Origin of the sequence: Acuticoccus sp. MNP-M23 (assembly GCF_031195445.1) — a bacterium.
Lineage (GTDB): Bacteria > Pseudomonadota > Alphaproteobacteria > Rhizobiales > Amorphaceae > Acuticoccus.
In genome coordinates, this window is the sequence record NZ_CP133480.1 from 3,074,182 (window position 1) to 3,097,244 (window position 23,063).

26 protein-coding genes are annotated in these 23,063 nt (G+C 65.5%); 20 read left to right on the top strand and 6 right to left on the bottom strand.

Translation table 11 applies throughout. The features are described 5' to 3' along the window. The first annotated feature begins 58 nt into the window (after positions 1-58). Complete coding sequence (locus RDV64_RS14215; RefSeq protein WP_309195577.1) at positions 59-2,188, top strand: EAL domain-containing protein; 2,130 nt, start codon at positions 59-61, stop codon at positions 2,186-2,188. Positions 2,189-2,222: 34 nt separating this feature from the next. Here the strand turns inward: RDV64_RS14215 and RDV64_RS14220 are convergent, their stop codons facing one another. After that, on the bottom strand, positions 2,223-3,074 hold the full coding sequence (locus RDV64_RS14220) for a sugar phosphate isomerase/epimerase family protein (RefSeq protein ID WP_309195578.1): 852 nt from the start codon (positions 3,072-3,074) through the stop codon (positions 2,223-2,225). A gap of 335 nt (positions 3,075-3,409) precedes the next feature. On the opposite strand from RDV64_RS14220, the gene RDV64_RS14225 reads away from it, so the two are divergent. The 7 genes from RDV64_RS14225 to RDV64_RS14255 all read left to right on the top strand — a co-directional run bounded on the left by RDV64_RS14225 (position 3,410) and on the right by RDV64_RS14255 (position 7,805). Continuing rightward, complete coding sequence (locus RDV64_RS14225; RefSeq protein ID WP_309195579.1) at positions 3,410-4,360, top strand: YihY/virulence factor BrkB family protein; 951 nt, start codon at positions 3,410-3,412, stop codon at positions 4,358-4,360. A 166-nt stretch (positions 4,361-4,526) separates the two neighbouring features. Continuing rightward, entirely contained in the window at positions 4,527-4,790 is a 264-nt protein-coding gene (locus RDV64_RS14230) for a hypothetical protein (RefSeq protein WP_309195580.1), read from the top strand. 223 nt (positions 4,791-5,013) lie between these two features. Beyond that, positions 5,014-5,355, top strand: coding sequence for a PH domain-containing protein (locus RDV64_RS14235; protein WP_309195581.1), 342 nt, complete (start codon positions 5,014-5,016; stop codon positions 5,353-5,355). Positions 5,356-5,392: 37 nt separating this feature from the next. Further along, a complete protein-coding gene (locus tag RDV64_RS14240) occupies positions 5,393-5,773 on the top strand; it encodes a PH domain-containing protein (RefSeq protein WP_309195582.1) in 381 nt (126 codons plus the stop codon). Between the two features lie 5 nt (positions 5,774-5,778). Continuing rightward, positions 5,779-6,291, top strand: a complete 513-nt coding sequence (locus RDV64_RS14245) for a class I SAM-dependent methyltransferase (RefSeq protein WP_309195583.1) — start codon at positions 5,779-5,781, stop codon at positions 6,289-6,291. 9 nt (positions 6,292-6,300) lie between these two features. Then, positions 6,301-6,813, top strand: a complete 513-nt coding sequence (locus RDV64_RS14250; protein ID WP_309195584.1) for a class I SAM-dependent methyltransferase — start codon at positions 6,301-6,303, stop codon at positions 6,811-6,813. A gap of 113 nt (positions 6,814-6,926) precedes the next feature. Next, positions 6,927-7,805, top strand: a complete 879-nt coding sequence (locus RDV64_RS14255) for a hypothetical protein (protein ID WP_309195585.1) — start codon at positions 6,927-6,929, stop codon at positions 7,803-7,805. A 32-nt stretch (positions 7,806-7,837) separates the two neighbouring features. Here the strand turns inward: RDV64_RS14255 and RDV64_RS14260 are convergent, their stop codons facing one another. The 3 genes from RDV64_RS14260 to RDV64_RS14270 all read right to left on the bottom strand — a co-directional run bounded on the left by RDV64_RS14260 (position 7,838) and on the right by RDV64_RS14270 (position 11,312). After that, the gene (locus RDV64_RS14260; protein WP_309195586.1) at positions 7,838-8,884 is read right to left on the bottom strand and encodes a hypothetical protein; all 1,047 of its coding nucleotides are present in this window, start codon (positions 8,882-8,884) and stop codon (positions 7,838-7,840) included. Between the two features lie 61 nt (positions 8,885-8,945). Continuing rightward, positions 8,946-10,361 (bottom strand): dihydropyrimidinase, encoded by a 1,416-nt coding sequence (gene hydA / locus RDV64_RS14265; protein ID WP_309195587.1) that lies wholly within the window; start codon positions 10,359-10,361, stop codon positions 8,946-8,948. Positions 10,362-10,370: 9 nt separating this feature from the next. Then, positions 10,371-11,312, bottom strand: a complete 942-nt coding sequence (locus RDV64_RS14270; RefSeq protein WP_309195588.1) for a glyoxylate/hydroxypyruvate reductase A — start codon at positions 11,310-11,312, stop codon at positions 10,371-10,373. Between the two features lie 99 nt (positions 11,313-11,411). On the opposite strand from RDV64_RS14270, the gene def reads away from it, so the two are divergent. The 7 genes from def to RDV64_RS14305 all read left to right on the top strand — a co-directional run bounded on the left by def (position 11,412) and on the right by RDV64_RS14305 (position 16,297). Continuing rightward, the gene (gene def / locus RDV64_RS14275) at positions 11,412-11,924 is read left to right on the top strand and encodes a peptide deformylase (RefSeq protein ID WP_309195589.1); all 513 of its coding nucleotides are present in this window, start codon (positions 11,412-11,414) and stop codon (positions 11,922-11,924) included. Continuing rightward, positions 11,921-12,859 (top strand): methionyl-tRNA formyltransferase, encoded by a 939-nt coding sequence (gene fmt, locus RDV64_RS14280; protein WP_309195590.1) that lies wholly within the window; start codon positions 11,921-11,923, stop codon positions 12,857-12,859. Before def ends, fmt begins: the two co-directional genes overlap by 4 nt. A 3-nt stretch (positions 12,860-12,862) precedes the next feature. Continuing rightward, positions 12,863-13,600 (top strand): tRNA pseudouridine(38-40) synthase TruA, encoded by a 738-nt coding sequence (gene truA / locus RDV64_RS14285; protein WP_309195591.1) that lies wholly within the window; start codon positions 12,863-12,865, stop codon positions 13,598-13,600. Then, positions 13,597-14,472 (top strand): S-methyl-5'-thioadenosine phosphorylase, encoded by an 876-nt coding sequence (locus RDV64_RS14290; RefSeq protein WP_309195592.1) that lies wholly within the window; start codon positions 13,597-13,599, stop codon positions 14,470-14,472. Before truA ends, RDV64_RS14290 begins: the two co-directional genes overlap by 4 nt. A gap of 7 nt (positions 14,473-14,479) precedes the next feature. Continuing rightward, complete coding sequence (locus RDV64_RS14295; protein ID WP_309195593.1) at positions 14,480-15,010, top strand: adenine phosphoribosyltransferase; 531 nt, start codon at positions 14,480-14,482, stop codon at positions 15,008-15,010. 66 nt (positions 15,011-15,076) lie between these two features. Further along, the gene (locus RDV64_RS14300) at positions 15,077-15,385 is read left to right on the top strand and encodes an urease subunit beta (protein ID WP_309195594.1); all 309 of its coding nucleotides are present in this window, start codon (positions 15,077-15,079) and stop codon (positions 15,383-15,385) included. A 90-nt stretch (positions 15,386-15,475) separates the two neighbouring features. After that, positions 15,476-16,297, top strand: coding sequence for a cyclase family protein (locus RDV64_RS14305; protein ID WP_309195595.1), 822 nt, complete (start codon positions 15,476-15,478; stop codon positions 16,295-16,297). A 351-nt stretch (positions 16,298-16,648) separates the two neighbouring features. On the opposite strand, the gene RDV64_RS14310 is transcribed toward RDV64_RS14305, so the two are convergent. Continuing rightward, positions 16,649-16,798, bottom strand: a complete 150-nt coding sequence (locus RDV64_RS14310; RefSeq protein WP_309195596.1) for a hypothetical protein — start codon at positions 16,796-16,798, stop codon at positions 16,649-16,651. A 127-nt stretch (positions 16,799-16,925) separates the two neighbouring features. On the opposite strand from RDV64_RS14310, the gene ureC reads away from it, so the two are divergent. The 4 genes from ureC (at position 16,926) to RDV64_RS14330 (ending at position 21,897) form a co-directional block, all read left to right on the top strand. Next, on the top strand, positions 16,926-18,623 hold the full coding sequence (gene ureC, locus RDV64_RS14315; RefSeq protein WP_309195597.1) for an urease subunit alpha: 1,698 nt from the start codon (positions 16,926-16,928) through the stop codon (positions 18,621-18,623). Between the two features lie 10 nt (positions 18,624-18,633). Next, a complete protein-coding gene (locus RDV64_RS14320) occupies positions 18,634-19,038 on the top strand; it encodes a RidA family protein (protein WP_309195598.1) in 405 nt (134 codons plus the stop codon). A gap of 252 nt (positions 19,039-19,290) precedes the next feature. Beyond that, positions 19,291-20,991: a caspase family protein gene (locus RDV64_RS14325; protein ID WP_309195599.1), complete on the top strand. Its 1,701-nt coding sequence runs from the start codon at positions 19,291-19,293 to the stop codon at positions 20,989-20,991. Between the two features lie 162 nt (positions 20,992-21,153). Further along, positions 21,154-21,897 carry an SDR family NAD(P)-dependent oxidoreductase gene (locus tag RDV64_RS14330; protein WP_309195600.1) on the top strand — a complete coding sequence of 248 codons (744 nt, stop codon included), beginning with the start codon at positions 21,154-21,156 and terminating at the stop codon, positions 21,895-21,897. A 13-nt stretch (positions 21,898-21,910) separates the two neighbouring features. Here the strand turns inward: RDV64_RS14330 and RDV64_RS14335 are convergent, their stop codons facing one another. Further along, the gene (locus tag RDV64_RS14335; RefSeq protein WP_309195601.1) at positions 21,911-22,336 is read right to left on the bottom strand and encodes a L,D-transpeptidase; all 426 of its coding nucleotides are present in this window, start codon (positions 22,334-22,336) and stop codon (positions 21,911-21,913) included. Between the two features lie 132 nt (positions 22,337-22,468). Here RDV64_RS14335 and RDV64_RS14340 point away from each other — a divergent pair, with 132 nt between their 5' ends. Beyond that, a complete protein-coding gene (locus RDV64_RS14340) occupies positions 22,469-23,056 on the top strand; it encodes an NnrU family protein (protein WP_309195602.1) in 588 nt (195 codons plus the stop codon). Positions 23,057-23,063: the final 7 nt, after the last annotated feature.

A 23,063-nucleotide genomic window follows, 5' to 3' on the forward strand; every position in this document is an offset into this window, starting at 1 on the left:
CAAGCCTCATGTGGGCTTCCTCCGCTAACGTCCGGCGCTGACACTTGCCAAGGCGCCAATGCTCAAGTCCCTGAACGATGCTCTTGTGGGGTCGAACCCGCAGCCGCAGTTCGACGCGCTTGCGCAAAGTGCGAGAGAATTTCTCGCGGCCAACGCCATCGTCATCGTCGACGCCGACATTCTGGGCCGTCCGGTCCGCGCGCGATGCGACCGGGCGGAGGGCATCGACCCCGCGGTGCTCAACCTTGCCCGCGCCGTCCCCGTCACCGAAATTGAAGCGGAGGGCGGATCGGAGCACGTGGCGTCGGTGCCGATCGACGCGGACGCACCTTTCGGCAGAGTGCTTGCGGTGCGCCTGCGGTTGGCGCGCACGACCTACCACTGCCTCATCTTCCCTGCAGGGCTCACCCTCGACCGTGAGCTCGTCCGCAATTTCGTCGCGATGGCCGAGCGCCGCCTTGCCGAAGTGACGCTGATGCGCCGCTACCGCGATGATCTGAAGCGCTACGTCGAGATGTTCAACCAGCTGGAACGGGCCGCCCGGATCGGCCTGTGGGATCTGGATCTTGCCGCGCGGGAAGTGCGGATTTCCGATCAGATCCAGCGGATACTCGAAATTCCGCAGCGCAACAGCCTCAGCCTGGACGATGCGCTCGCCTTTCTCGGCGGGGACAGCCGCCGGCACGTGCTGCGCGCTGCCATTCGCGCCATGAAGGATGGCGACACGCACACGGTCGCCTTCCCCATCGTCACCGGGGAAGGGACCAAGCGGGCGGTGCAGTTCGGCGTGCAGCTCCAGGCAGGGCCGGACGGCAGCCCCAGGCTGGCGGGTGTCCTGCAGGACGTGACGGAGCAGCATCAGGCGACGGAGCGGCTGTGGTGGATCGCCAACCACGACCCTTTGACCGAGCTGCCCAACCGCGCGCTCTTCAGTGACCGTCTCGCCAAGGCGCTGGAGCGCCGCGTGCGCTCCGGCCGGATCGTCTGTCTGCTCTTCGTCGATGTGGACAAGTTCAAGGTGATCAACGACACGCACGGCCATGCGGCGGGCGACGCGCTCCTGCAGCAGGTGGGGCAGGGCCTTCGCGCAAACGTGCGCGTCTACGACACGGTCGCACGGATCGGCGGCGACGAGTTCGCCATTCTGCTCGATGATGTGCAGGACCGGGCCGCTTTGAATTCGGTGCTGGCCCGCCTTGGCAATGCCGTGGAACTCCCGTTCGAATATCAGAGCACCCGGATGACGATTGCGCTCAGCGTCGGGGCTGCCATCGCGCCGGACCATGGTGACAACGAGACGTCCCTTTCCGCCGCAGCCGACCTTGCACTTTACCGCGCGAAGGCGGTGGAGGGCGGGCGGATATGCCTGTTCGAGAACGCGTTTCGCCACGCAGCGGCTCTCCGCGGCAAGTTGCTGGACGACGCGCGCGATGCTCTGGCCCTCGGCCATATCGTGCCGTACTACCAGCCCCAGTTCGACATGGAGCGCGGCGTGGTGACGGGTGTCGAAGCGCTCGCCCGCTGGGTCGACCGAGATGGCGAGCGCGGCCCCGATACATTCGCCGAAGCCATGGCGGACGATCAGGTGGGCAGCCAGATCAGCCGCTGCATCATTGACAGGGCGCTGGACGATATGGCGCGCATCAACCGCCAGCGAACCGACAAACTCTCGCTCAGCGTGAATGTCTCGGCCAGCCAGCTTTTGAAGTCTGACATTCTGAACCGGCTCTACCAGCGCCGCGAGAGCATGCCGGACGCTGGTCCCGTGGTGCTGGAAGTGGCGGAAAAGGCGTTGGCGAACGACCCTGAGGGCCGGCTGACTGCCTTGATGGCGGAGGCCACCACCAGGGGCCTCGCGTTTGCGCTGGATGATTTTGGTGCGGGCTACGCGAGCCTTGTGCACCTCACAAACCTGCCGATCACGGAGCTGAAGGTGGATCGGCGCTTTGTGGAAGGGGTGGAGCGGGACCGCCAGAAGGCCAAGCTGATCGAGGCGATCATTGCGATCGCAAAATCGCTGGGCCTGCGGGCCGTGATCGAGGGCGTGGAAACCAAGGCGCAGGCCGATGCCATTGCCGCGGCGGGCGGCCACAGTGTCCAGGGCTTCTACTATGCCCGCCCGCTTGCCTTCGAGGCGCTTGTCCGCGCTCTGGCGCGGACCGGCGCCAACGCCCTCCACGTGGCCTAGGGCAACGCGGAGGCGATGGCGGGGAGCGACCCGATCAGTCGCTGGGGACGTTTTCCAGCAGCCAGTCGATGGAGCTGGGGATGAGCGTGTCGGCGCGGTAGCTCTCCTGGGGGAGCTTCACCGCAATGAGGCCGCCATAATCAACGTCGCGCAGCCGCGACAAGACATCGGGGATCGAAACTTCGCCCTCGCCGAGCGGCAGATGCGCGTGAACGCCATCGCGCATGCCGGAGACCGCAACGCCTCCCAGAACGGCCGAAAATTCCTTGACCGCCTGATGGGGCGCACGGTCACCGGACGCGACAACGTGGCCGACGTCGAGCGCGAGCCTGAGCGGCGGAGCCTCGGTCATCTGCTTGACGGTGTCGCGCACGACCTTGAAGTCGTCCAGCTTGCCGACCATGTGGCCGGGCTCGGGCTCCAGGGCCAGCGTCACGTTCTTTTCGCCAGCGGCGTCACACAGCTGGGCCAGCCCGTCGAGCAGCCAGTTGGCGGCATCGGCCTGGTCCACCCCGCGCTTGGGGCGACCGGTGGTGAAGATCACCGCCTCGCCCTCGCAGATCTCGCAGATCCGGATGGCGCGCTTCAGCAAGTCGAGCCGACGCGCACGGCTTTCGGCGGAAGGGGTGAGAAGGGTTGGCTCCATCCGGTCACGCGGATCGAGCAGAAAGCGGCCGCCGGTGTCGAAGGAGACGGCGAGGTCGTTGACAGCCAGGCTTTTCTTCAGCGCTTCCGCGGTCGCCTCGAAGTCCTCGGACAACGGGTTCATGTGGTGCACGTCGAGCGTAACGATCACGCCCTGGTAGCCGGCTTCGGAGATCATCTCCAGCGCATCGGGAAGCGCATGGTTTGAGCAGCCGATGGTATTGTAAGCAAAGCGGAGCATCGAACGAGCCTATTGGGCGATTTGGAGCGGGGCGGTGCGGAGGGGCTGCGCGTGTGGACGACAGGGCCAGTGGCACAAGGCGGCCAGCCCACTGGATTGACAGAGCGTGTTCACAGGCGGCACTGAAAATCCATTCGTTGGGGTCGCGGCTCGGCACCGCACGTCAGAAATCAAGACTTACGCATCTTGTCAAAGATAATATCGCACCGAGCGTTCCTCGAAAACCCGCGGGCAACGGGTTGTTCTGCTGCACATCGTGGGCCAGCGCGAGGAACTTCGTTCGCAGGTCGCCGATTAGAGAAGCGACGGAGGCGAATATGTTGCGGACAAATCAAATGGACGATGACGGCACTGGCCGGTACGCGGAGCGGATCACGCAGATCCCCCTGGGGGGCTGGAAGGCGATCCTCAAACGCACCTACACGCAGATCGGCGAGGACAACCTCACACTGATTGCGGGCGGATCCACCTTCTTTCTCCTCCTGGCGGTGTTTCCGGCACTCGCCTCTTTCGTTGCGCTTTACGGCCTCTTCTTCGACACCAGCGACATTGCAAAGCAGGTCGAAGAGATGCGCGGTGTGGTTCCGGCCTCCGGTCTGGAGTTGATCGAGGGCGAGCTTACCCGCCTCGTCGCGCAGCCTGCCGCAACGCTCGGGGTCGGCTTTGCCATCAGCCTCCTGGTGTCGCTCTGGAGCGCCAATGCGGGGATGCGGACGCTGTTCACGGCCATGAACATTGCCTACGGCGAAGAGGAAAAGCGGGGCTTCTTCAGCCGCACGCTGCTCAGCCTTTCGTTTACGCTGATGAGCATCGTGGCGGTCGCGGTGCTGTTCCTCGTCATCGGCGGCGTTCCGGTGCTTGTGGATGCGCTTCCCTTTTCCAAGGGGACGGAGACCCTGGTTCTCCTGCTCCGCTGGCCGCTTCTCCTTCTGTTTGTGGTCGTGGGCCTCAGCGTTCTTTACAAATACGGCCCGTCCCGCCGGCCGCCGCGGTGGCGCTGGCTCGGCTGGGGCACCACGCTGACCGCGCTTCTGTGGCTGGGCGTCTCGGCGGCGTTCGCATTCTACCTCTCGCGATTTGCCGACTACAACGCCACCTATGGTTCGCTGGGCGCAGTGGTCGGTTTCATGATGTGGCTTTACGTGTCGCTGGTGGTGGTGCTGCTGGGCGCCGAACTGAACGCCGAGATCGAGCATCAGGTGGCAACCGACACGACCACGGGGCCCTACAAGCCCATGGGCGAGCGCGGCGCCCACAAGGCCGACCGGCTGCCGGACGCGGCCTGACCGCACGATCCAAAGCGTGCTGGCAGCACTCATGGGAACCGAGTGCTGCCACGCGACCTAACTCTAAGCTGTTGTCCCCGCTGGGAAAACGCTGCGTGTGGCTTGCAACCTGCATCAGCTGTGGCACACTTGCGTTGTCACGAGTTGAAGGCATGGAGACAGGCCTATGGCGAGCGGACTTCAGAAGCAACTCATGGGCTTCAGCCTCACGACGGCTGAGATCCTCTATCACCTCCCGGACCATCCATCGCTTCTCCAAAGCTTTGTCTGGCAGGAGTACGATCAGGCGCCCGAATTTCCGACGTTGCGGCGCTTCCTCGATTTCTGGAAGACGGACATCGAAGGCCCGTTGCATTCGGTCAACGTGATTTACCAGAAGCTGATTACCCCCGGTGAAGTCCGCCTCGTCAATCTCGAACGGTTTCATTAACGGCGTCCGTCAGCCGAAAGACTTGGCGCACACGGGGTTTCGACCGTGGATTTGTGCGGTCCTGCGCCGCTCAATTGCACGCTGAACGGCACGCCAGGGTGGCAGCGGCGGCTGCGGCGCCGTATATGCGGGCAAGGCGCGGCGCACCGATGCGACCGCGCGCCAATCTCCGGGCGAACCGCAAAGGCCTGCCATGACCCCCCTGTACAAAGAACATCCGACCATGTTCGCCGACGAGCCGGGCAAATTCATCCTGGCCTGTCTGCTCATTCCCTTCGTCGTCGGCATCGTCTGGCTGGCGTGGTGGTTCATCACCAACCGCTCCACCGTTGTCACCGTGGACGATGAGCGCGTGACCGTGCGCCGCGGCATTTTCAGCAAGGAAAATATCGAGGTGGAGATGACCTCGATCCGAACCGTGCGGGTCGATCAGACGTTTGTTGACCGGATCTTCAACTGCGGGATCCTGAAAGTGTACACGGCTGGCGATAACCCGGACATCGTGCAGGGTGGCCTGCCGGACCCGGTGCGCTTGCGCACCGCCATGCGCCAGGCTCGCGACTAGCCGTCACTTTGCCCGCCAGAAAATGAAAGCTGCCCCGATGAACGACGCCCCCACCGTCAAGCCGCGCTACCAGGAACATCCGCGCATGTTCGCCGATGAGCCTGGCCGCTTCATTCTCGCGGTGATTCTGATCCCCGTTCTCGTCGGCATCGTCTGGCTTGTGTTCTGGTGGATCAGGACGCGCTGCACCCTCGTGACCGTCGGCGACGAGCGCGTTCTCCTCTCGCGCGGCGTGTTCGCCAAGGAACGGCTCGAGATCGAGCTGAAATCCATCCGCACGGTGGAGATCGACCAGACCTTCGTGGACCGGATCTTCAACTGCGGTATTTTGAAGATCTACACCGCCGGTGATAATCCCGAGCTGTTGCAGAAGGGCATGCCGGACCCCGAACGTCTGCGCAGCGCACTGCGATCTTGAGCACCATGAGCGAACCTGAACGACGCCAGAGCCGGCTTGATGTCTTCATTGCCCGGATGACGGCGCAGAAGTCCTTTCTGGAAGACGTGGCAACGAAGATCGCCGACATCGAAGGCCCGGTGCTGGAGCTGGGCCTCGGCAACGGTCGGACCTTTGACCATCTGCGCGAAATCCTGCCGGAGCGCGAAATCTTCGTGTTCGACCGGTCGGTGACGGCGCATCCGGCGTCGATCCCCGATGGCGACCACATGGTGATCGGCGAAATCCGCGATACGCTGGCCTTCTGCGGTCCGCGCGTGAAACGCCCCGCAGCGCTCGTCCATTCCGACCTTGGCACCGGCGATCCGACGGCAGATCTTGCCAAGGCCCACTGGCTGGCTCCGCTGATTGCCGAGCGCACCGCACCCGGCGGCTATGTTGCCACCGGCATTGCGCTCGACCTGCCGGACTTTGACGCGCTGCCCCGCTCTGCCGATGCCGAGCTTGGCCGCTACTGGCTCTACCAGAAGCGTCGCTGACCGGACGACATGAGCCGTCTCGACAGTTTCCTGCGGCGTCTTGCGGCGCAGCGCACGCTGATTGAGGCGGCGGCGGCACACGTTGCGTCGCTGGAAGGGCCGATTGTCGAACTCGGGATCGGCAACGGGCGCACGTTCGACCATCTGGCGGCACTGTTTCCGGACCGCAAGGTCTTTGCGTTCGACGAGTATTTTCACTCCGCCGTCGGCGTTCTGCCCGCGGCCGAGTGCATGGTATCCGGCGATATCCGGGACACATTGCCGTTTGCGCTGCCACGGCTTGGGGCCCGTGCCGCTCTCGTCCACAACGATCTGGGTGCAGGCGACCCGTCTCAGCACGCCGCCATTGCAGCCTGGCTGGCGCCCGCCATCGAGGCCGTGGCACGGCCGGATGCGGTGGTGATCACAAGTTTTCTGCTTCCGTTCAAACGCAGCGTGAGTTTGCCCTTGCCCGCTGGCGTGAAGCCGGGGCGCTACCATCTTGTGCAACTTGTGCCACCGCAGGATGTGCCATCAGTTTGACGCGGGAAGGGCCGCGTGGCATTCGCCGCGCATGGCACAGCACCGTGACCATGAGGGGATGACCGTTGGCCTCCAGAGCCTTTTTCCGTTGCCGCGCCTGCGGCGAGCCGGTTGTGGCCGGGGCCTACCGCTGCCCGGTCTGCGGCGTCGACTTTCCGGCAGGCACGCCCGGCGCGCCCAAGGCGCCGTCCGGTCCCGACGATATTCTGACCCCCGGCGACCTCGATTTTACCGAAGCGCTGCGTGAGGCGACGGGCGGACGCACGCCCGAGCACATCGTTCCGGAACCCGAGCCGGCAGCGGAAAACGCCGAAGCCGAGAGTGATTCTGCCGGCGACGATGAGCCCGTCACGTTCGATGCCGCCCCCGAAAAGGACGCAGGGCACGAGCCTGACGCCGATACGCTCGACATATCGCCCGGCGCTGCACGGGGCAGCGAGCCGCGGGTCGAGATCCACGAGCCGGCCGGCAAGGCGCCTGACGACGCGATGCTCAACGTGCGGCCGCGCGAGGAAGCGCGCGCTGCTGCGGCGGGGACGGGAAGTGCACTGGCAGTGCGCCCGGTGCGCGAGGATGGCCAGGTGGTGGCCCCTGCCGCGCGGGAGGCGAAGCCCGGCAAGGCGCTTGTGCGTTCACCGCAGCGGCGGCGGGCGCGCAGCCGCAGCCTGGCTGGCACGCTGCTGGTGGCGCTGATCCTCATCGGCGCGGTTGCGGCCGGTGCATGGTGGGTTGGCGACAAGGTGGGCGTGACACCGGCGGGCGGCGGCAGCGCCGTCGAGCTGAGCGCTGGCGTGGACGATGGGTGGGTCTCGCTCCCGACGGCCGATCAGGCATTTCAGGTCGATGCCGACGGCCCGTTCCGGATGCGCATCGATGGTGAGGTCTATGCGCTCAGCGGCGGGCGGCCGGTTCGCGTCCCGTCAGGCGCCGATGCGGCGCTGAAGGTGCCGCGCGGCACCCACCGGGCCGTGGCGCGCTCCGTAGAGCCCTGACGCCCGCGGCAACGGTTGCCGCGGGGGTTCGCCTACTCGTTTTCCAGACAGAACGTGTCCGGCTCGCCCGAGCCGCACACCGGCAGCATCTCGCTGCGGTCGATGGCGGCGTCGAGCCGCTCCTGCAGCGCATCGGGCGAAATCGGCAGGGCGAACCGCTCGTCCGTGGCAAACTCGTCGATGGCGGCGGAGACGGTCTCTTCGTCGTCGTCCTCATCGCTGGCAATGTATTCGAGGTCGCGCAGGGCACCCACGATGTTGTCGTTATCGGACCAGCGCTGCGTGTCCGTGCGGACCTCTTCTTCGCCCACGATTCGAGCGGCCGGTGCCTCCACGCTCGCCACCTGTGGCGGCTGCGCGGGGGTGGTCGACGGGAGCGGTTCCGGCGCCGTCACGGGGTCAGGTTCGGCTGACACTTCAGCCGGGGCCGGCTCTGCGGGTTCGGGCGGCAGCGGCTCCGGCGCGGCGGGAGCCGGGCCCGATGGTTCAAGGGCGGCGACTTCGGTCGGCGCTTCGGCGTCTGCGGTGTCTGCGTCCGCCACATCGTTGCGCGGGGCGGGGCGGGGGACCGGCGCCGGCCCGCTTGCGATGATCGGCCCGCCACTGTCCGCAGGCGCTTCAGGTGCGAACGGCTCTTCGATGAAGTAGCGATCGTCGGACGGATAGATCGGCTCGTCCGGCTGGCGACCCTCGATCACCACTTGCGCGGAGGCAGGTCCGGTGCGCTCCAGCACCAGCTCGGGCTCCGTGATTTCCCAGGCCTGCCCCGCGCCGCGCTTGCAGCGGAAGCCGTCGACCGCCGTGCTGCCATTGGTGCCCGAAAGGTCGACCCGATAACCGCGGCACGGGGTTCCGCCCTGCCGGCGCACCATCTCGTAGGGGCGCACGGCCACCGTGCGTCCGCTCGGCAAGCTGAAACGGCTAATCTCGTTGGCGCGCGCATAGTCCAGAATGGTGCTGATGCGGGCCTCGATGGCCCGCCGCTCGGCCGGGCTGACCGGCAGCGAGGTCTGATAGCTCTGGGCTCCCGCCGCCCCGGCGGTGAGAACGAGCGCGGCAAGCGTCAACGGCACACGCATGGCAACCTCCGCGGAAAAACTGGGGCGTGCCGACCAGCACGCCCGGACTGATGGCGCCCTCTTACGCGGCCTGCGCCTTCTTGGCGAGGGCGGAGAGCTCGCGCGGGAGATAGGCGCCGGCGCCCTTGGTGCCAACCAGCGCGCCATCCTCCACCATCAATTTGCCGCGCAGAAGAATTGTCGTCGGCCATGCGTCCACCGTCCGGCCTTCATAGGGCGAATAGTCCGACCCGTCGTGCAGACCGGCGTGGGCGATGGTGCGGCCGGCCGCGCGGTCCCAGATCGCAAGGTCAGCGTCCGAACCGACAGCGATGGTGCCCTTTTTCGGATAGAGGCCGTAGGTTTTCGCGTGGTTGGTGGCGGTCATCGCCACAAAGTCGTTGATGGAGATGCGTCCGGCGAGAACGCCTTCGGTAAAGAGGATCGGCAGGCGGCATTCCACGCCCGGAATGCCATTGGGGATGTGGCGGAAATCCTCGCGGCCCTTGGGGTTCAGCTTGCCGCGGTCGTCCTCGTAGCGGAACGGGCAGTGGTCGGACGAGAAGAGGTTGAAGACGCCGCGCTCCAGCCCGCTCCAGATCTTCTTCTGCTCCGTCTCGTCCCGCGGCGGCGGGGAGCAGACGAACTTGGCACCCTCCCAGTCCATCCCGTCGAGGTCGGATGCGGTCAGCGTGATGTACTGCGTGCAGGTCTCGCCGATCACGTTGCGGCCGCGCGAACGGGCTCGTTCGATCTCTTCCATCGCCGCCCCGTTGGAGACGTGGACGATCACCACCGGCACATCCACCACTTCAGCCAGCGACAGCGCGCGGTGGGTGGCTTCCCGCTCGGCCACCACGGGGCGGGTGAGCGCGTGGGAGAGGGGGGCGAGCCGGTTCTCGCTGGCGAACTTGTCGCACAGGAAGCGGATCGCGTCCTCGTTCTCGCAGTGGACCATCATCAGCGCGCCGGTCTCGCGCGCAACGTCCATGGTGGCGAGAATTTCGGCATCGTTGAGGCGCAGACCCTCGTAGGTCATGAACACCTTGAACGAGGTGTAGCCGTCCGCCACCGCCGCCGGCAGTTCCTGCCCCAGAAGCTGCGGCGAGGGGTCCGAGATGATGAGGTGGAACGACACGTCGGTGTAGCACTCGCCCTCCGCCTTGGCGTGATAGTCGGTCAGCGCCGCGCGCAGGCTGCCGCCCTTTTCCTGCATGCAGAAGGGGAGAATGGTGGTGTTGCCGCCATGGAGCGCGGACAGCGTGCCGGAGGCAAAATCGTCCGCCATCACGATGCCGTCGCCCGACGGCTGCGCAATATGGACGTGGCTGTCGATGCCGCCGGGCAACACGTCCTTGCCGGTGGCGTCGATCACCCGGTCTGCGCCCTCAAGGTTCCGGCCGATGGCGGTGATGATGCCGTCCTTGATGCCGATGTCGGCAACGTAGGTGTCGGCAGCGGTCGAGATGGTGCCATTGGCGACGATGATATCGAACATGTTTGGTCCCTAGTAGCCGCGGCTGCGGTCAACGACGTTTTGAAGCGGTTCGCCCGCCTCGAAAGCCTGCATCTGTCGCGCCACATAGCGCGAAACGGCGCGCGGGTCGCTCACGGCGGAGTTGTGCGGTGTGATGATGAGGTTGGGCGCGGTCCACAGCGGGCTGTCCGCCGGCAGTGGCTCTGTCTGGAACACGTCGAGGCTGGCACCCTTTAGGACGTTGGTGTTGAGGGCGGCGACGATGTCGTCTTCGTCCTGCAGTCCGCCGCGTCCGGCATTGATGACCACGGGGCCTCCGAGAGCGCCATCCTGCGCAAGCCCTGCCATCAGGTCCGCGTTGATGATTTTCCGCGTGGCATCGGTGAGCGGGAGGAGGACGACCAGAATGTCGGTGTTGGCGAGGAACTCCGGCAGGGCGTCGGCGCCCACATGGAGCTTGATGTCAGCGTCCTTGCCGGTGCGCGACCAGGCGTGGGTTGCAAAGCCGAGCGCTCCGATCACACGGGCGGCGTGCTGGGCAAGAACGCCGTAACCGAGGAAACCGACGCGCACCTCGCTGGCGAGCGGTTGCGGCTCTTCGTGCCACCGGTGGGCTTTTTGCTGGGCCAGATAGGTGAGGGTGCCCCGGTGGTGCGCAAGCACCTGAAGCGTGACCCATTCGGTCATCCGGCTGGCAAGGTTCTCATCGACAAGGCGCACCAGCGGCAGATCCGGCAGGTCCGGATCGGACAGCACCGCGTCGACGCCGGCACCAAGGTTGAAGATCACTTCGAGGTTCGGGAGGCTGGACAGGAGGCCCTGCGGCGGTTTCCACGTGAGCGCGTAGCGAATTTCGGCAGGATCGTACGCGTCGACACCTTCGAGAACGAAGCGGCGATCGGGGGCCGCGGTGCGCAACTGGTGCATCCAGGCGTCGCTGTCCCAGTTGGCGGTGGTGAGGAGCGCTGTCATGGGGAACCCGGCTTGATGTGACGGAAGTGCAGCGTAGGGCACCCTTCGCGCCGTTGACAATGTTGACCGGCCACGATCTGCCCCATATCAGCTCCGATCATGGCCAAGCTCGACATTCTCATTCTGCCCGACCCGGTTTTGCGCAAGGTTGCGGCCCCCGTTCAATCCGTTGATGCGCGGGTGCGCGCGCTGGCGGACGATATGCTCGAAACGATGTACGACGCCCCCGGCATCGGGCTCGCAGCGCCGCAGATCGGCGTTCTGGAGCGGATCGTCGTGTGCGATGTGGCAACCGAAGAGGACGCCGAGCCCGAACCGATGGTGCTGATCAACCCGGAGATCGAATGGTCCTCCGAGGACACCAAGGTTTACGAGGAAGGCTGCCTCTCGATCCCTGAATATGTGGAAGAGGTCACGCGGCCCGCCTCGATCCGGGTTGTCTACCTGGACAAGGATGGCACGGCGCAGACCATCGAGGCCGATGGTCTTCTTGCCGTATGCATCCAGCACGAGATCGACCACCTCAACGGTGTCCTCTTCATCGACCACCTGTCGCGGCTGAAGCGCGAGCGGATCACCAAGAAGTTCGCCAAGGCGGCGCGCTTGTCATGATGCGCATCGTCTTCATGGGCACGCCCGACTTTGCGGTGCCGACGCTGATGGAAATTGCCGGGCAGGGGCACGACATTGCCGCCGTCTATACCCAGCCGCCGCGTCCTGCCGGCCGCGGCATGGGCGACCGGCCGAGCGCGGTCCACGAAGCCGCCGACGCGCTGGGTCTGGACGTTCACCATCCCGTCTCGCTGAAGGACCGGGCAGACGAGATTGCGGCCTATGGCGCGGACGTTCTGGTGGTGGTCGCCTACGGGCTGATCCTGCCGCAGGCGGTGCTGGATGCGGCAGAGCTTGGCGCCTTCAACCTGCACGCCTCGCTCCTGCCGCGCTGGCGTGGGGCAGCGCCCATCGCGCGGGCGATCATGGCGGGCGATGCGGAAACCGGCGTCGGCGTCATGAAGATGGAGGCGGGGCTCGACACCGGACCCGTCGCCATGGAGGAGCGCATCCCCATTGGCCCCACGGACACTGCGGGCGAGCTGACCACGCGCCTGTCGCGTCTGGGCGCCGACCTGATGGTCCGGGCGCTGGGCGGTCTTGAGCGCGGCGCGCTGGGGCTTACCGCGCAGCCGGACGAGGGCGTCGAGTATGCCCGCAAGATCGACAAAGCCGAGGCCGGGATCGACTTTTCGCAGCCTGCCGAAGCGGTGCGTGCGCACATCAACGGCCTCAGCCCCTGGCCGGGCGCTCATGCCAGCATCGAGATCGGCGGCAAGGCCGAGCGGCTGAAGGTGCTTTTGGCGGACGTGGCGGACGGTGCGGGCGCCCCAGGCGAAATTCTGGACGATGCGCTTCACGTCGCCTGCGGCACGGGTGCGGTAAAGCTCCTGCGCGTGCAGCGGGCGGGCAAGGGCGCCGTTGGCGCAGGCGACTTTTTGCGCGGTGCCCGTGTCGGGCCGGGCGACAGCTTTTTGCCCAAGCCCGCCGCCTGAGCCGTGCCGCGCTACAAGCTGGTCATCGAGTACGACGGCGCGCCCTATTCGGGCTGGCAGCGGCAGACCAACGCCGTCACCGTGCAGGAAACGCTGGAGGCGGCGGCGCGGAAATTCTGCGGCGTTCCCACCCGCGTGATGGGGGCGGGGCGGACCGACACCGGCGTCCATGCCATGGGCCAGGTCGCCCACGCGGATTTCGAGAAGGAATGGCCTGCCGCCACGGTGCGCAACGCACTGAACGCGCTGGTGCGCCCGGCGCCCATCGCGGTGCTTGAATCGGAGCGGGTGGACGAAACATTCGATGCCCGCCACAGCGCCACCGGCCGCCACTACCGCTACGCGATCATCAACCGCCGGGCGCCGCTGGCGCTGGAAAAACAGGCCTGGCAGATTGCCGCGCCGATTGACGTTGCGTTGATGAACGAAGGGGCACAGCACCTTCTCGGCCATCACGACTTCACCACCTTCCGCGCCACCCAGTGCCAGGCCAACAGCCCCATGCGCACGCTGGACCGGCTGGTGGTGCGGCGGGACAAAGAGCGCATCGAGGTGGAAGCGTCGGCCCGGTCTTTCCTCCACAATCAGGTTCGGTCCATGGTGGGGACGCTGGTGGAGGTTGGCGCTGGCCGCTGGGCGCCCGAAGATGTGGCGACCGCGCTTGCTGCACGCGCCCGCCCCGCATGCGGCCCCGTCGCCCCCGCGCAGGGCCTCATCTTGATGAAAGTGGACTACGCATGACCATCGACGTGACCCTCGGCATCATCGGCGGCTCCGGCCTTTACGACCTGCCCGGCCTCACCGGCGAGTGGCAGGAGGTGCCGAGCCCCTGGGGCGCGCCGTCCGACCATGTGCTGATCGGCACCATCGGCGAAACCCGGGTGGTGTTCATGCCCCGGCACGGCCGTGGCCACCGGATCGACCCCACCGGCATCAACTACCGCGCCAACATCGACGTGATGAAGCGCTGCGGCGTGACCGATCTCGTCTCGCTGTCCGCCGTCGGCTCGCTGCGCGAAGACCTCGACCCCGGCACATTCGTGATCGTCGACCAGTTCATCGACCGCACTTTTGCGCGGGCGAAGACCTTTTTCGGCAACGGCTGCGTGGCGCATGTCTCGATGGCCCATCCGGTGAGCCCCCAGCTTGGCGACCGGGTGGAAGCCGCGGCACGGGCGACGGGCGCAAGATACCACCGCGGCGGCACCTATATTGCGATGGAGGGGCCGCAATTTTCCTCCCTCGCGGAGTCCAACCTGTACCGCAGCTGGGGCGCGGCGGTGATCGGCATGACCAACATGCCGGAAGCCAAGCTCGCCCGCGAGGCGGAGATCGCCTACGCCACGGTGGCCATGGTGACGGACTTTGATTCGTGGCACGCCGATCATGGCGAGGTGGATATCTCCGCCATCATCAAGACCATGCACGCCAACGTGGACCACGCCCGCGCGCTGGTTGCCGAGATTGCCCGCGCCATGCCTGCAACGCGCGAAGAATGTCCCGGCGGCGCGGATACCGCGCTGGAACACGCCATCATCACCCAGCCGGACGCGCGCGATCCGGCCCTCCTTGCCCGCCTCGACGCTGTCGCCGGCCGCGTCCTCCAACGCTAAGAGCCTGATGCAAGACCTTCGAAAATTCGTCCGCGCGATCCCCGACTACCCCAAGCCCGGCATCATCTTTCGCGACGTGACGACGCTGTTTGCCGACCCTGAGGGCCTGCGCGGTATCGTCGATATGATGACGGCGCCCTACCGAGATGAAGACATCGACCTTGTGGCCGGGATCGACGCGCGCGGCTTCATCCTGGGCGGGGCGATGGCCATGGCGCTGGGCAAGGGGTTCGTGCCCATCCGCAAGAAGGGCAAGCTGCCGGCCAAGGTATACCGCCAGGAATATTCGCTGGAATACGGGGTGGACGAAGTTGAGATCCACGTCGACGCGCTGGACCACGGTGCGAAGGTCCTGCTGGTGGACGACCTCATCGCCACCGGCGGCACAGCGGTTGCGGGGGTCAAGCTGATCGAGCGGGCGGGCGGCGCGGTGGCCCATGCCGCCTTCGCCATCGACCTGCCGGACCTTGGAGGCGCGGCCAAGCTGCGCGAGCGCGGCATCAAGGTGTTCACTGCCATGGATTTCGAGGGTGATTGAGGGCGCGGTTGACAACCCGGCGCCGCAGGGCGAGCGTTCGATCAGGCCCATTGACCGGAGAGCCCCATGATCCCTGGCGAAATCGTTTGCGCTGACGGCGAGATCGAGCTGAATGCGGGCGCCACCGTGACCGAGCTTGCCGTTGCCAACACCGGCGACCGGCCGATCCAGGTGGGCTCCCATTATCATTTCTACGAAACCAACAGCGCGCTGCGGTTCGACCGTGAGGCGGCCCGCGGCCTGCGGCTCGACATTGCGTCCGGCTCGGCCACGCGCTTCGAGCCGGGGCAGGAGCGCACGGTAAAGCTGGTGCCGCTATCGGGTGCGCGCATCGTCCACGGTTTCAACGGCAAGGTTGCCGGCCCGCTCGGCTGACCCTCCCGCCGGTTTCGCTTTCGGCACGGAATTTGCCGTGCGTGGAACGCCAGAACCCGTTTCGAGTTCGGCTGGAACCGGAGAATTGCCATGTGCGGTCAATGCGTTATCGATAGTGTGCGCAACACGATGCTGTCGCGCCGAAATCTTCTTCGCGGCAGCACGGCAGCCGTTGCAGTGGCGGCGACCGGCGGGCTGATTGCGCCGCGCCCGGCCAGTGCGCAAACCGCTGGCGGCACTCTCGCCGACCTCACGCATACGCTGTCAGAGGACTTTCCGACGTTTGGCGGCATGCCGGGCTTTGCCAAGACCCAGCAGTTCAATTTCGCCGACAACGGCTACAACCTCTTCAAGCTGTCCATCGACGAGCACACCGGCACCCACATGGACGCTCCGCTGCACTTCTCCAGCGATGGCGCATCGGTGGACGAGATCCCGGTCGGCGACCTGATGGCGCCCATCGCGAAGATCGACATTGCCGCGAAGGCCGCCGAAAACGCCGACGCGCAGGTGACGCCGGACGATATTGCGGCATGGATCGAAGCCAACGGCGACCTGCCGGAGCGCTTCATTGCGGCGATGTATTCGGGCTGGGGCGAGAAGGCGGCGACCGACGGATTCCGCAATGCCGACGATACCGGAACGATGCACTTTCCGGGCTTCCACGTGGAGGCGGCGGACATGCTGAAGGACACCGGCTGCATCGGCATAGCAGTCGACACGCTGTCGCTCGACTACGGCAAGTCGCCCGATTTCGCGACGCATTATTCCTGGTTGCCGTCCGGCCGGTGGGGGCTGGAGTGCGTTGCCAACCTCGGCGCCTTGCCGGCGGCAGGGGCCACGATGATTGTGGGTGCCCCCAAGAACCGCGGCGGAACCGGCGGCCCGAGCCGCGTCTTCGCGCTGGTCTGAGTCCGCCCGGCGCAGAATAAAATGAACCGGGCAGAAAACTCTGCCCGGTTCACAATATGCACTCGTAATATCCAGAAATGTACGCGTTTACTCAGTCAAATTCCTGCGAGTTGTATTCAGTGCCTGAGGCGTAAATTAAAATGTTTGCTCCCCTCTGCACCAACCAGAGATTTGTTGCGTGCTGGTAATATTCAAGCGGACCCCGCTGAGGATTAAACAAACTGTGACGCAGAGCACAAACCGCAAAACTTGTTTTACGTTGAACCGCTTACGCCGGATTTCCAGTGGTTCGGACGAAGGCCGGACTTGTCTTGCGGTTGACACGCCGCACCTTGTGCCATGCGCGCCGGATCAGAAAATGTCCCCGTCGCCGGGTGTTTCGATCGACTGATTGACGGTGGCGCGGAAGAGGTCGTTGCCGCCGCCGAGGTCCGGAATGATGGTGCCCGCTGCGCTGGTGCCGGAAAAGCTGGTCTGGTCGGTGCTGAACGTCTGAGCCATTTGGCTTGCCCGTTTTGCTTTCGGAGGCTGACCGGGGTGGCATGGCAATTGCGAGGCTGCGGACGATTGCGAGCCGCCCGCGATCCCGCCACTATGGCGTTGACAGCAAGCCCCGGAGACACCCGCCATGCCCGCCCGCCTCTCTCGCGCCGACTATGCGGCCATGTTCGGACCCACGGTGGGCGACAAGGTCCGCCTCGGCGACACCGAGCTCTTCATCGAGGTGGAGAAGGACCACACCACCTACGGCGAGGAGGTGAAGTTCGGCGGCGGCAAGGTGATCCGCGACGGCATGGGCCAGAGCCAGGCGACCCGCGAGCAGGGCGCGGTGGACACCGTCATCACCAATGCGCTGATCCTCGACTGGTGGGGCGTGGTGAAGGCCGACGTCGGCCTGAAGGACGGCAGGATCGTCAAGATCGGCAAGGCCGGCAACCCGGACACCCAACCCGGCGTCGACATCATCGTCGGCCCCGGCACCGAGGCGATTGCGGGGGAGGGGAAGATCCTCACCGCCGGCGTCATCGACAGCCACATCCACTTCATCTGCCCGCAGCAGATCGACGAGGCGCTGGCCTCCGGCGTCACCACCATGCTGGGCGGCGGCACCGGGCCTGCCACGGGCACCAACGCCACCACGTGCACCCCCGGCCCCTGGCACATCGCGCGGATGATCCAGGCGGCCGACGCCTTCCCCATGAACCTCGGCTTTGCCGGCAAGGGCAACGCCTCGCTCCCCGCAGCCCTCCGTGAGCAGGTGAACGGCGGCGCCATGGCGCTGAAGCTCCACGAAGACTGGGGCACCACCCCCGCCGCCATCGACACCTGCCTCACGGTCGCCGACGAGACCGACGTTCAGGTGATGATCCACACCGATACGCTGAACGAGAGCGGCTTCGTCGAGGACACCATCGCCGCCTTCAAGGGCCGCACCATCCACGCCTTCCACACCGAGGGGGCGGGCGGCGGCCATGCGCCGGACATCATCAAGGTGGCGGGGCTCCCCAATGTCATCCCGTCGTCCACCAACCCGACGCGGCCCTACACGGTGAACACCATCGAGGAACACCTCGACATGCTGATGGTCTGCCATCATTTGTCGAAGTCGATCCCCGAAGACATCGCGTTCGCCGAAAGCCGCATCCGCAAGGAGACCATCGCGGCCGAGGACATCCTGCACGACATGGGCGCCTTCTCCATCATCGCGTCCGACAGCCAGGCCATGGGCCGGGTCGGCGAGGTGCTGACGCGCACCTTCCAGACCGCGCACAAGATGAAGGTCCAGCGTGGCCGCCTCGCGCAGGAAACCGGCGAGAACGACAATTTTCGTGCCCGCCGCTACATCGCCAAGGTGACGATCAACCCGGCGATTGCGCACGGGATTTCCGGCCATGTCGGCTCCATTGAGGAAGGCAAGCGGGCCGATCTCGTCCTGTGGTCGCCGGCCTTCTTTGGCGTGAAGCCGGACATGGTGCTGATCGGCGGCACCATCGCCATGGCGCAGATGGGCGATCCCAACGCGTCGATTCCCACGCCGCAGCCGGTCTACATGCGGCCGATGTTCGGTGCATTCGGTGCCTCGATGACGTCCTCTTCGGTCACGTTCGTCTCCCGTGCGGCATCGGACAACGACTATGGCACCATGAAGGAGACGGTGCCGGTGGAGGGCTGCCGCGGCATCGGCAAGGCGGACATGAAGCTAAACGACGCGCTGCCGGACATCGAGGTCGATCCCGAGACCTACCGCGTCACCGCCGACGGCGAGCACCTCACCTGCGAGCCGGCGGCCGAACTCCCGCTCGCCCAGCGCTATTTCCTCTACTAGGAGCCGCAAGATGGCCGAACGCCTCAACCCGCCGAGCCTTTACGATTCAGTCCAGTACGGCTTTTCCCACGCTGCGGTGAGTGGGGAGGGGCGCACGATCCACTGCGCGGGGCAGGTGGCGTGGGACAAGGACCACAATCTCGTCGGCGCCGGCGACCTTGCCGCCCAGACGCGGCAGATCGTGAAGAACCTCAAGGCTGTGCTGGAGGCGGCGGGGGCAGGGCCTGCGGATGTGGTGCGCATCCGCACCTACGTTGTGGATCACACGCCGGACAAGCTTGGCACCGTCGGCGCCGAGATGGCCGGCTTCTGGGGGGACGTGACCCCGGCGCCCAACACATGGATCGGCGTCTCCACCCTGGCGCTGCCTGACTTCATGATCGAGATCGAGGCGACCGCGGTCGTCTCGTCATAAGCCTCAGCGACCGGCCTCTCCGGTCGCCATGCGCGAAATCTGACGAACTGTGATGACGATCACCCATTGCGCGCGTCCGGTCCCTTGCAGAATGCCTGCCTGGTGACGACCTGACACTGTATCGAGACAGTGAACGGGCCGCGCAAACTCAGCAGGTACACTATATTTTAGATGCTTCAAGCAGTATCGCTTGCGCGGTCCACTTTATTTTATTGGCGGCTACAGGCCGCTGTTATTTAGTGGATGAGAAAAATGCTCAAGCGAATATTGTCGATGTTGGCGCTGTCGCTGGTGGCAGTGGCGCCTGTTGCGGCAGAAGCCGCGTTTGAAAAGAAAGTCGCGCTGGTGGTGGGCAACGCGGCCTATCGCAATGCTCCGGCGCTCGCCAATCCCGTCACCGATGCCAAGGCCATGGCCGCTGCCTTCGAGCGGCTGGGCTTCGAGACGGTGACGGGCTACGACCTGGGCAAGGACGAGCTGGAGGCGACCATCCGGCGCTTTTCGCGCACGGCCCGCACCGCAGACCTCACGGCGTTCTTCTACGCCGGTCATGGTGTGGCGTTTGACAACCGCAATTTTCTGGTGCCGGTGGACGCGAAGTTCGCTGACGCAACCGCCCTCGATTTCGAGGCGGTGTCGACGGACTTCGTCATCAAGCAGATGCGCTACGGCAATGGTGTCAGCCTGGTGTTTCTGGATGCCTGCCGGGACAACCCGCTGGCCGGCACGCTGTCCCGCTCGCTTGGCCAGTCGACCCGCTCGGCGCTGAGCCGCGGGCTGACGGTGATGGATGTGAAGAACGCCGGCAAGGGGCTCGCCATTGCCTTTGCCACCAGCCCCGGCGAGGTCGCCTACGACGGTGCAGACGAGCACTCGCCGTTTGCAAGGGCACTCCTCAACAACATCGAGACCGAGGGCAAGGACATCACCGAAGTGATGTCGCGCGTCACCGGAGAAGTCCTGAAAACCACCGACGAGCGGCAGCGGCCCTGGCTCAACGCCTCGCTCACCGGACCCGTGGTGCTGAAGCCGGTGCCGACGCTGACCCTCGGCGAGCCTGTGGTGCCGGTGGTGCCTGTGGCCCCGGTGGCTGAGGCGGCGGCGCCGGCCGGCATGATCGAGGTCGAGAAATCGCTCTTCCAGTTTGCGCAGGAGACGGGCCGCGCCGCATCCTACGAGGCCTATCTCCGCGCCTTCCCGAAGGGCGTTTTTGCCGGGGTTGCCCGCAAGGAGATCGAAGCGCTGGGCGGCGAGGGTGTTGCGGCGGCCATCGAGGTTGCGTCGCTGACCACGCCGGGTGGCAGCCTTGCCGGCGATGACGCCGCCCCTGCGGCAGCCGCACAGGTAGGCGGCACACGCGAAGAGGGGATCGAGATCGGCAACGAGGCCACCGAGGAAACCCTGGGGCTGAGCCGCTCCGCACGCCGGGAAATTCAGGTGCGGCTCAATCTGGCCGAGGCCAATGTTGGCGGTGCCGATGGTCTGTTCGGCCCCCGCACCCGCGCCGGTATCGCCGTATTCCAGGAAACCCTTGGCGCTGCATCGACCGGCTATCTCACGAAGGCGCAGGTTGCATCGTTGCACGAGACCACCGAAGGCGCCTACGCGGATTATCTCAACCAGCAGGCCAAGGCCCGCGCCCGCCGGGCGAAAGCCCGCGCCAAGGCCCGTGCGCGGAGCAAGGCGGCGGAAACCCGCTCGGTCAAGAAGAAGCGCAAGGCAGCGCCGCGCAAGACTGCCAAGCGGAAGACCGCAAAGCGCAAGGCCACAAAGCGCAAATCGGCCACTCGCCCGCGGGTGACGGCACGCCCCGCACCGGTCCGCGAGCGGCGCATTGTGGAGTACGTCGAGCCGGCGCCGCGCTACAGGCGGCCCCGCCGGCACAACCCGGCCGCGGCAGCAATCGTCGGCGGGGTGGTGGGGAGCCTCATCATCGGTGGCTACGGCCGCTAGCATCAAACAGATTGCAAGCGACAGGAACGTCGGCGCATAGCGCCGGCGTTCTTCGTTGTTTCACCGGCCAGCCAGCCACACAGATTGCAAGACTGACGGTGACACGGCCTGGCGTTCCCGTGCTAACAGGGAGAAAACGCCAAGGGTTTCGGGATCGCCACCATGAACAATTATGACTTTACCGGCCGTGTGGCCGTCGTCACCGGCGGGGCGCAGGGGATTGGCGGCGCCGTGGCCGACAGGCTCGCCGCAGGCGGCGCAAAGGTCGCGATCTGGGACGTGGACCTCGACCTTGCGAAGGAAAAAGCCGCCTCCCTCGACGTTGCACATCCCGTAAAGGTCGACATTGCGGACTTCGCCGGCGTGGAAGCGGCCCATGCCGAAACGGTCGAGGCGCTCGGCGGCGTCGACATTCTGGTCAATTCGGCCGGTGTCGCGGGAATGAACGCCACCGTGGCGGACTATCCGGTCGACGAATTTCACCGGATCTGCGCCATTAACCTTCTGGGCACCTTCCATGTGAACAAGGTTGTGGTGGCCGGCATGCGCGAGCGCGATTACGGGCGGATCGTCAACATCGCGTCCATCGCCGGCAAGGAAGGCAACCCCAACGCCTCGGCCTATTCGGCGTCCAAGGCGGGGGTGATCGGCTTCACCAAAAGCCTCGGCAAGGAGCTTGCCGCACAGAACATATCGGTCAATTGCGTGACACCGGCGGCCGCCCGCACCCGCATCTTCGACCAGATGAAGCAGGAATTCATCGACTACATGCTGTCGAAGATCCCGCGGGGCCGTTTCCTCGAAGTCGAAGAGGCCGCGAACATGATCGTCTGGCTCGCCAGCGCGGAAAATTCCTTCACCACCGCCGGTGTGTTCGACCTGTCCGGCGGCCGAGCCACCTACTGATGAGAAGCGTCCGTTACGGGAGGACGCGGATTGCGGTGTTCTCCGCGCCGACCGTGACAACGAGGTCGAAGAATTTCTCCGCATTGGCCGGGGAGAGGCGGATGCAGCCGTGTGAGGCGGGGCGGCCGAGGCTGCTGGTCTCGTAGCTGCCGTGGATTGCGTAGCCGGCATCGTAGAACACCGAATTGGGCATTGGCGCGCCGTCATACTGCCGCGAGAAATATTCACGGTACATGCGCTGGGGGCGGAACGTGCCCGGCGGGGTGCGGAAGCCTGCCCGGCCCGTGGACACCTTCCACCGCGCCAGCGCCTCGCCCTTGTAGACCACGGTGAGCTGCTGGGACGACAGATCGATTTCCGCCACGAGCGTCTTTGCCGCAGCGGCGCTGGTCCCAAGCCCAGCCAGAATCATTATAATCGCAAAGAAAATGCGGGTCATGTTAAGGCCTCCTCAGCGGCGGTCATCAGCGCCATTTGATCTTTGCCTGATGACTATCGCGAGAAGGTTCACGATTCGCTACAGCAACGCTGTCGCACTTGCGCGCGTTGCCCGACCTTTCAGGAGACGCCAATGCTGTTGATGATACTCGGCCTCGTCATCTTTCTCGGCCTTCACTCGATGCAGATTGTGGAGCCGGTCCGCGCCGGGCTGACGCGCGTGATGGGCGAGATCGGCTACAAGGTGGTCTACAGCATCGGCTCGCTGGTTGGTTTGATTGCCATCGCAGAGGGTTACAAGGCGTGGAAATATGTCGACGGATCGCCGATCCTCTACAATCCGCCGGCCTTTCTCGCGCACATTTCATTGCTGTTGATGGCGCTGGCGTTCATCGCGCTGCCGGCCGCCTACCTCAACGGCTACATCCGCAAGGCGCTGAAGCACCCCATGCTGGTTGCGGTGAAGCTGTGGGCCACGGCGCACCTTCTGGCCAACGGCGATGCCGCGTCGGTCCTCTTGTTCGGCGCCTTTCTGGCGTGGGCGGTGGTCGACCGGATCTCGGTCAAGAAGCGCGAGCGGGCGGGCCTCAAGGCACCGGTGGACTTCACACCACGCGTTTCGGCAGATATTGCCGCCGCTGCGATCGGACTTATCGTTTACGCATTGTTTGTGTGGAAGGTCCATTTATGGCTAATAGGCGTTTCGCCGATCGCGATGTAACGGTCTG

What these genes read in the sequence shown, in the direction of transcription:
- RDV64_RS14335 (WP_309195601.1), bottom strand. Translation starts at nt 22,336, where the DNA reads ATGACCCGCATTTTCTTTGCGATTATAATGATTCTGGCTGGGCTTGGG.
- RDV64_RS14260 (WP_309195586.1), bottom strand. Translation starts at nt 8,884, where the DNA reads ATGCGTGTGCCGTTGACGCTTGCCGCGCTCGTTCTCACCGCCGGGGCG.
- RDV64_RS14290 (WP_309195592.1), top strand. Translation starts at nt 13,597, where the DNA reads ATGACCATCGACGTGACCCTCGGCATCATCGGCGGCTCCGGCCTTTAC.
- RDV64_RS14325 (WP_309195599.1), top strand. Translation starts at nt 19,291, where the DNA reads ATGCTCAAGCGAATATTGTCGATGTTGGCGCTGTCGCTGGTGGCAGTG.
- RDV64_RS14300 (WP_309195594.1), top strand. Translation starts at nt 15,077, where the DNA reads ATGATCCCTGGCGAAATCGTTTGCGCTGACGGCGAGATCGAGCTGAAT.
- def (WP_309195589.1), top strand. Translation starts at nt 11,412, where the DNA reads ATGGCCAAGCTCGACATTCTCATTCTGCCCGACCCGGTTTTGCGCAAG.
- RDV64_RS14240 (WP_309195582.1), top strand. Translation starts at nt 5,393, where the DNA reads ATGAACGACGCCCCCACCGTCAAGCCGCGCTACCAGGAACATCCGCGC.
- RDV64_RS14230 (WP_309195580.1), top strand. Translation starts at nt 4,527, where the DNA reads ATGGCGAGCGGACTTCAGAAGCAACTCATGGGCTTCAGCCTCACGACG.
- RDV64_RS14245 (WP_309195583.1), top strand. Translation starts at nt 5,779, where the DNA reads ATGAGCGAACCTGAACGACGCCAGAGCCGGCTTGATGTCTTCATTGCC.
- RDV64_RS14225 (WP_309195579.1), top strand. Translation starts at nt 3,410, where the DNA reads ATGGACGATGACGGCACTGGCCGGTACGCGGAGCGGATCACGCAGATC.
- fmt (WP_309195590.1), top strand. Translation starts at nt 11,921, where the DNA reads ATGATGCGCATCGTCTTCATGGGCACGCCCGACTTTGCGGTGCCGACG.
- RDV64_RS14305 (WP_309195595.1), top strand. Translation starts at nt 15,476, where the DNA reads ATGTGCGGTCAATGCGTTATCGATAGTGTGCGCAACACGATGCTGTCG.
- hydA (WP_309195587.1), bottom strand. Translation starts at nt 10,361, where the DNA reads ATGTTCGATATCATCGTCGCCAATGGCACCATCTCGACCGCTGCCGAC.
- RDV64_RS14310 (WP_309195596.1), bottom strand. Translation starts at nt 16,798, where the DNA reads ATGGCTCAGACGTTCAGCACCGACCAGACCAGCTTTTCCGGCACCAGC.
- RDV64_RS14235 (WP_309195581.1), top strand. Translation starts at nt 5,014, where the DNA reads ATGTTCGCCGACGAGCCGGGCAAATTCATCCTGGCCTGTCTGCTCATT.
- RDV64_RS14250 (WP_309195584.1), top strand. Translation starts at nt 6,301, where the DNA reads ATGAGCCGTCTCGACAGTTTCCTGCGGCGTCTTGCGGCGCAGCGCACG.
- RDV64_RS14270 (WP_309195588.1), bottom strand. Translation starts at nt 11,312, where the DNA reads ATGACAGCGCTCCTCACCACCGCCAACTGGGACAGCGACGCCTGGATG.
- ureC (WP_309195597.1), top strand. Translation starts at nt 16,926, where the DNA reads ATGCCCGCCCGCCTCTCTCGCGCCGACTATGCGGCCATGTTCGGACCC.
- RDV64_RS14295 (WP_309195593.1), top strand. Translation starts at nt 14,480, where the DNA reads ATGCAAGACCTTCGAAAATTCGTCCGCGCGATCCCCGACTACCCCAAG.
- RDV64_RS14215 (WP_309195577.1), top strand. Translation starts at nt 59, where the DNA reads ATGCTCAAGTCCCTGAACGATGCTCTTGTGGGGTCGAACCCGCAGCCG.
- RDV64_RS14330 (WP_309195600.1), top strand. Translation starts at nt 21,154, where the DNA reads ATGAACAATTATGACTTTACCGGCCGTGTGGCCGTCGTCACCGGCGGG.
- RDV64_RS14220 (WP_309195578.1), bottom strand. Translation starts at nt 3,074, where the DNA reads ATGCTCCGCTTTGCTTACAATACCATCGGCTGCTCAAACCATGCGCTT.
- RDV64_RS14340 (WP_309195602.1), top strand. Translation starts at nt 22,469, where the DNA reads ATGCTGTTGATGATACTCGGCCTCGTCATCTTTCTCGGCCTTCACTCG.
- RDV64_RS14320 (WP_309195598.1), top strand. Translation starts at nt 18,634, where the DNA reads ATGGCCGAACGCCTCAACCCGCCGAGCCTTTACGATTCAGTCCAGTAC.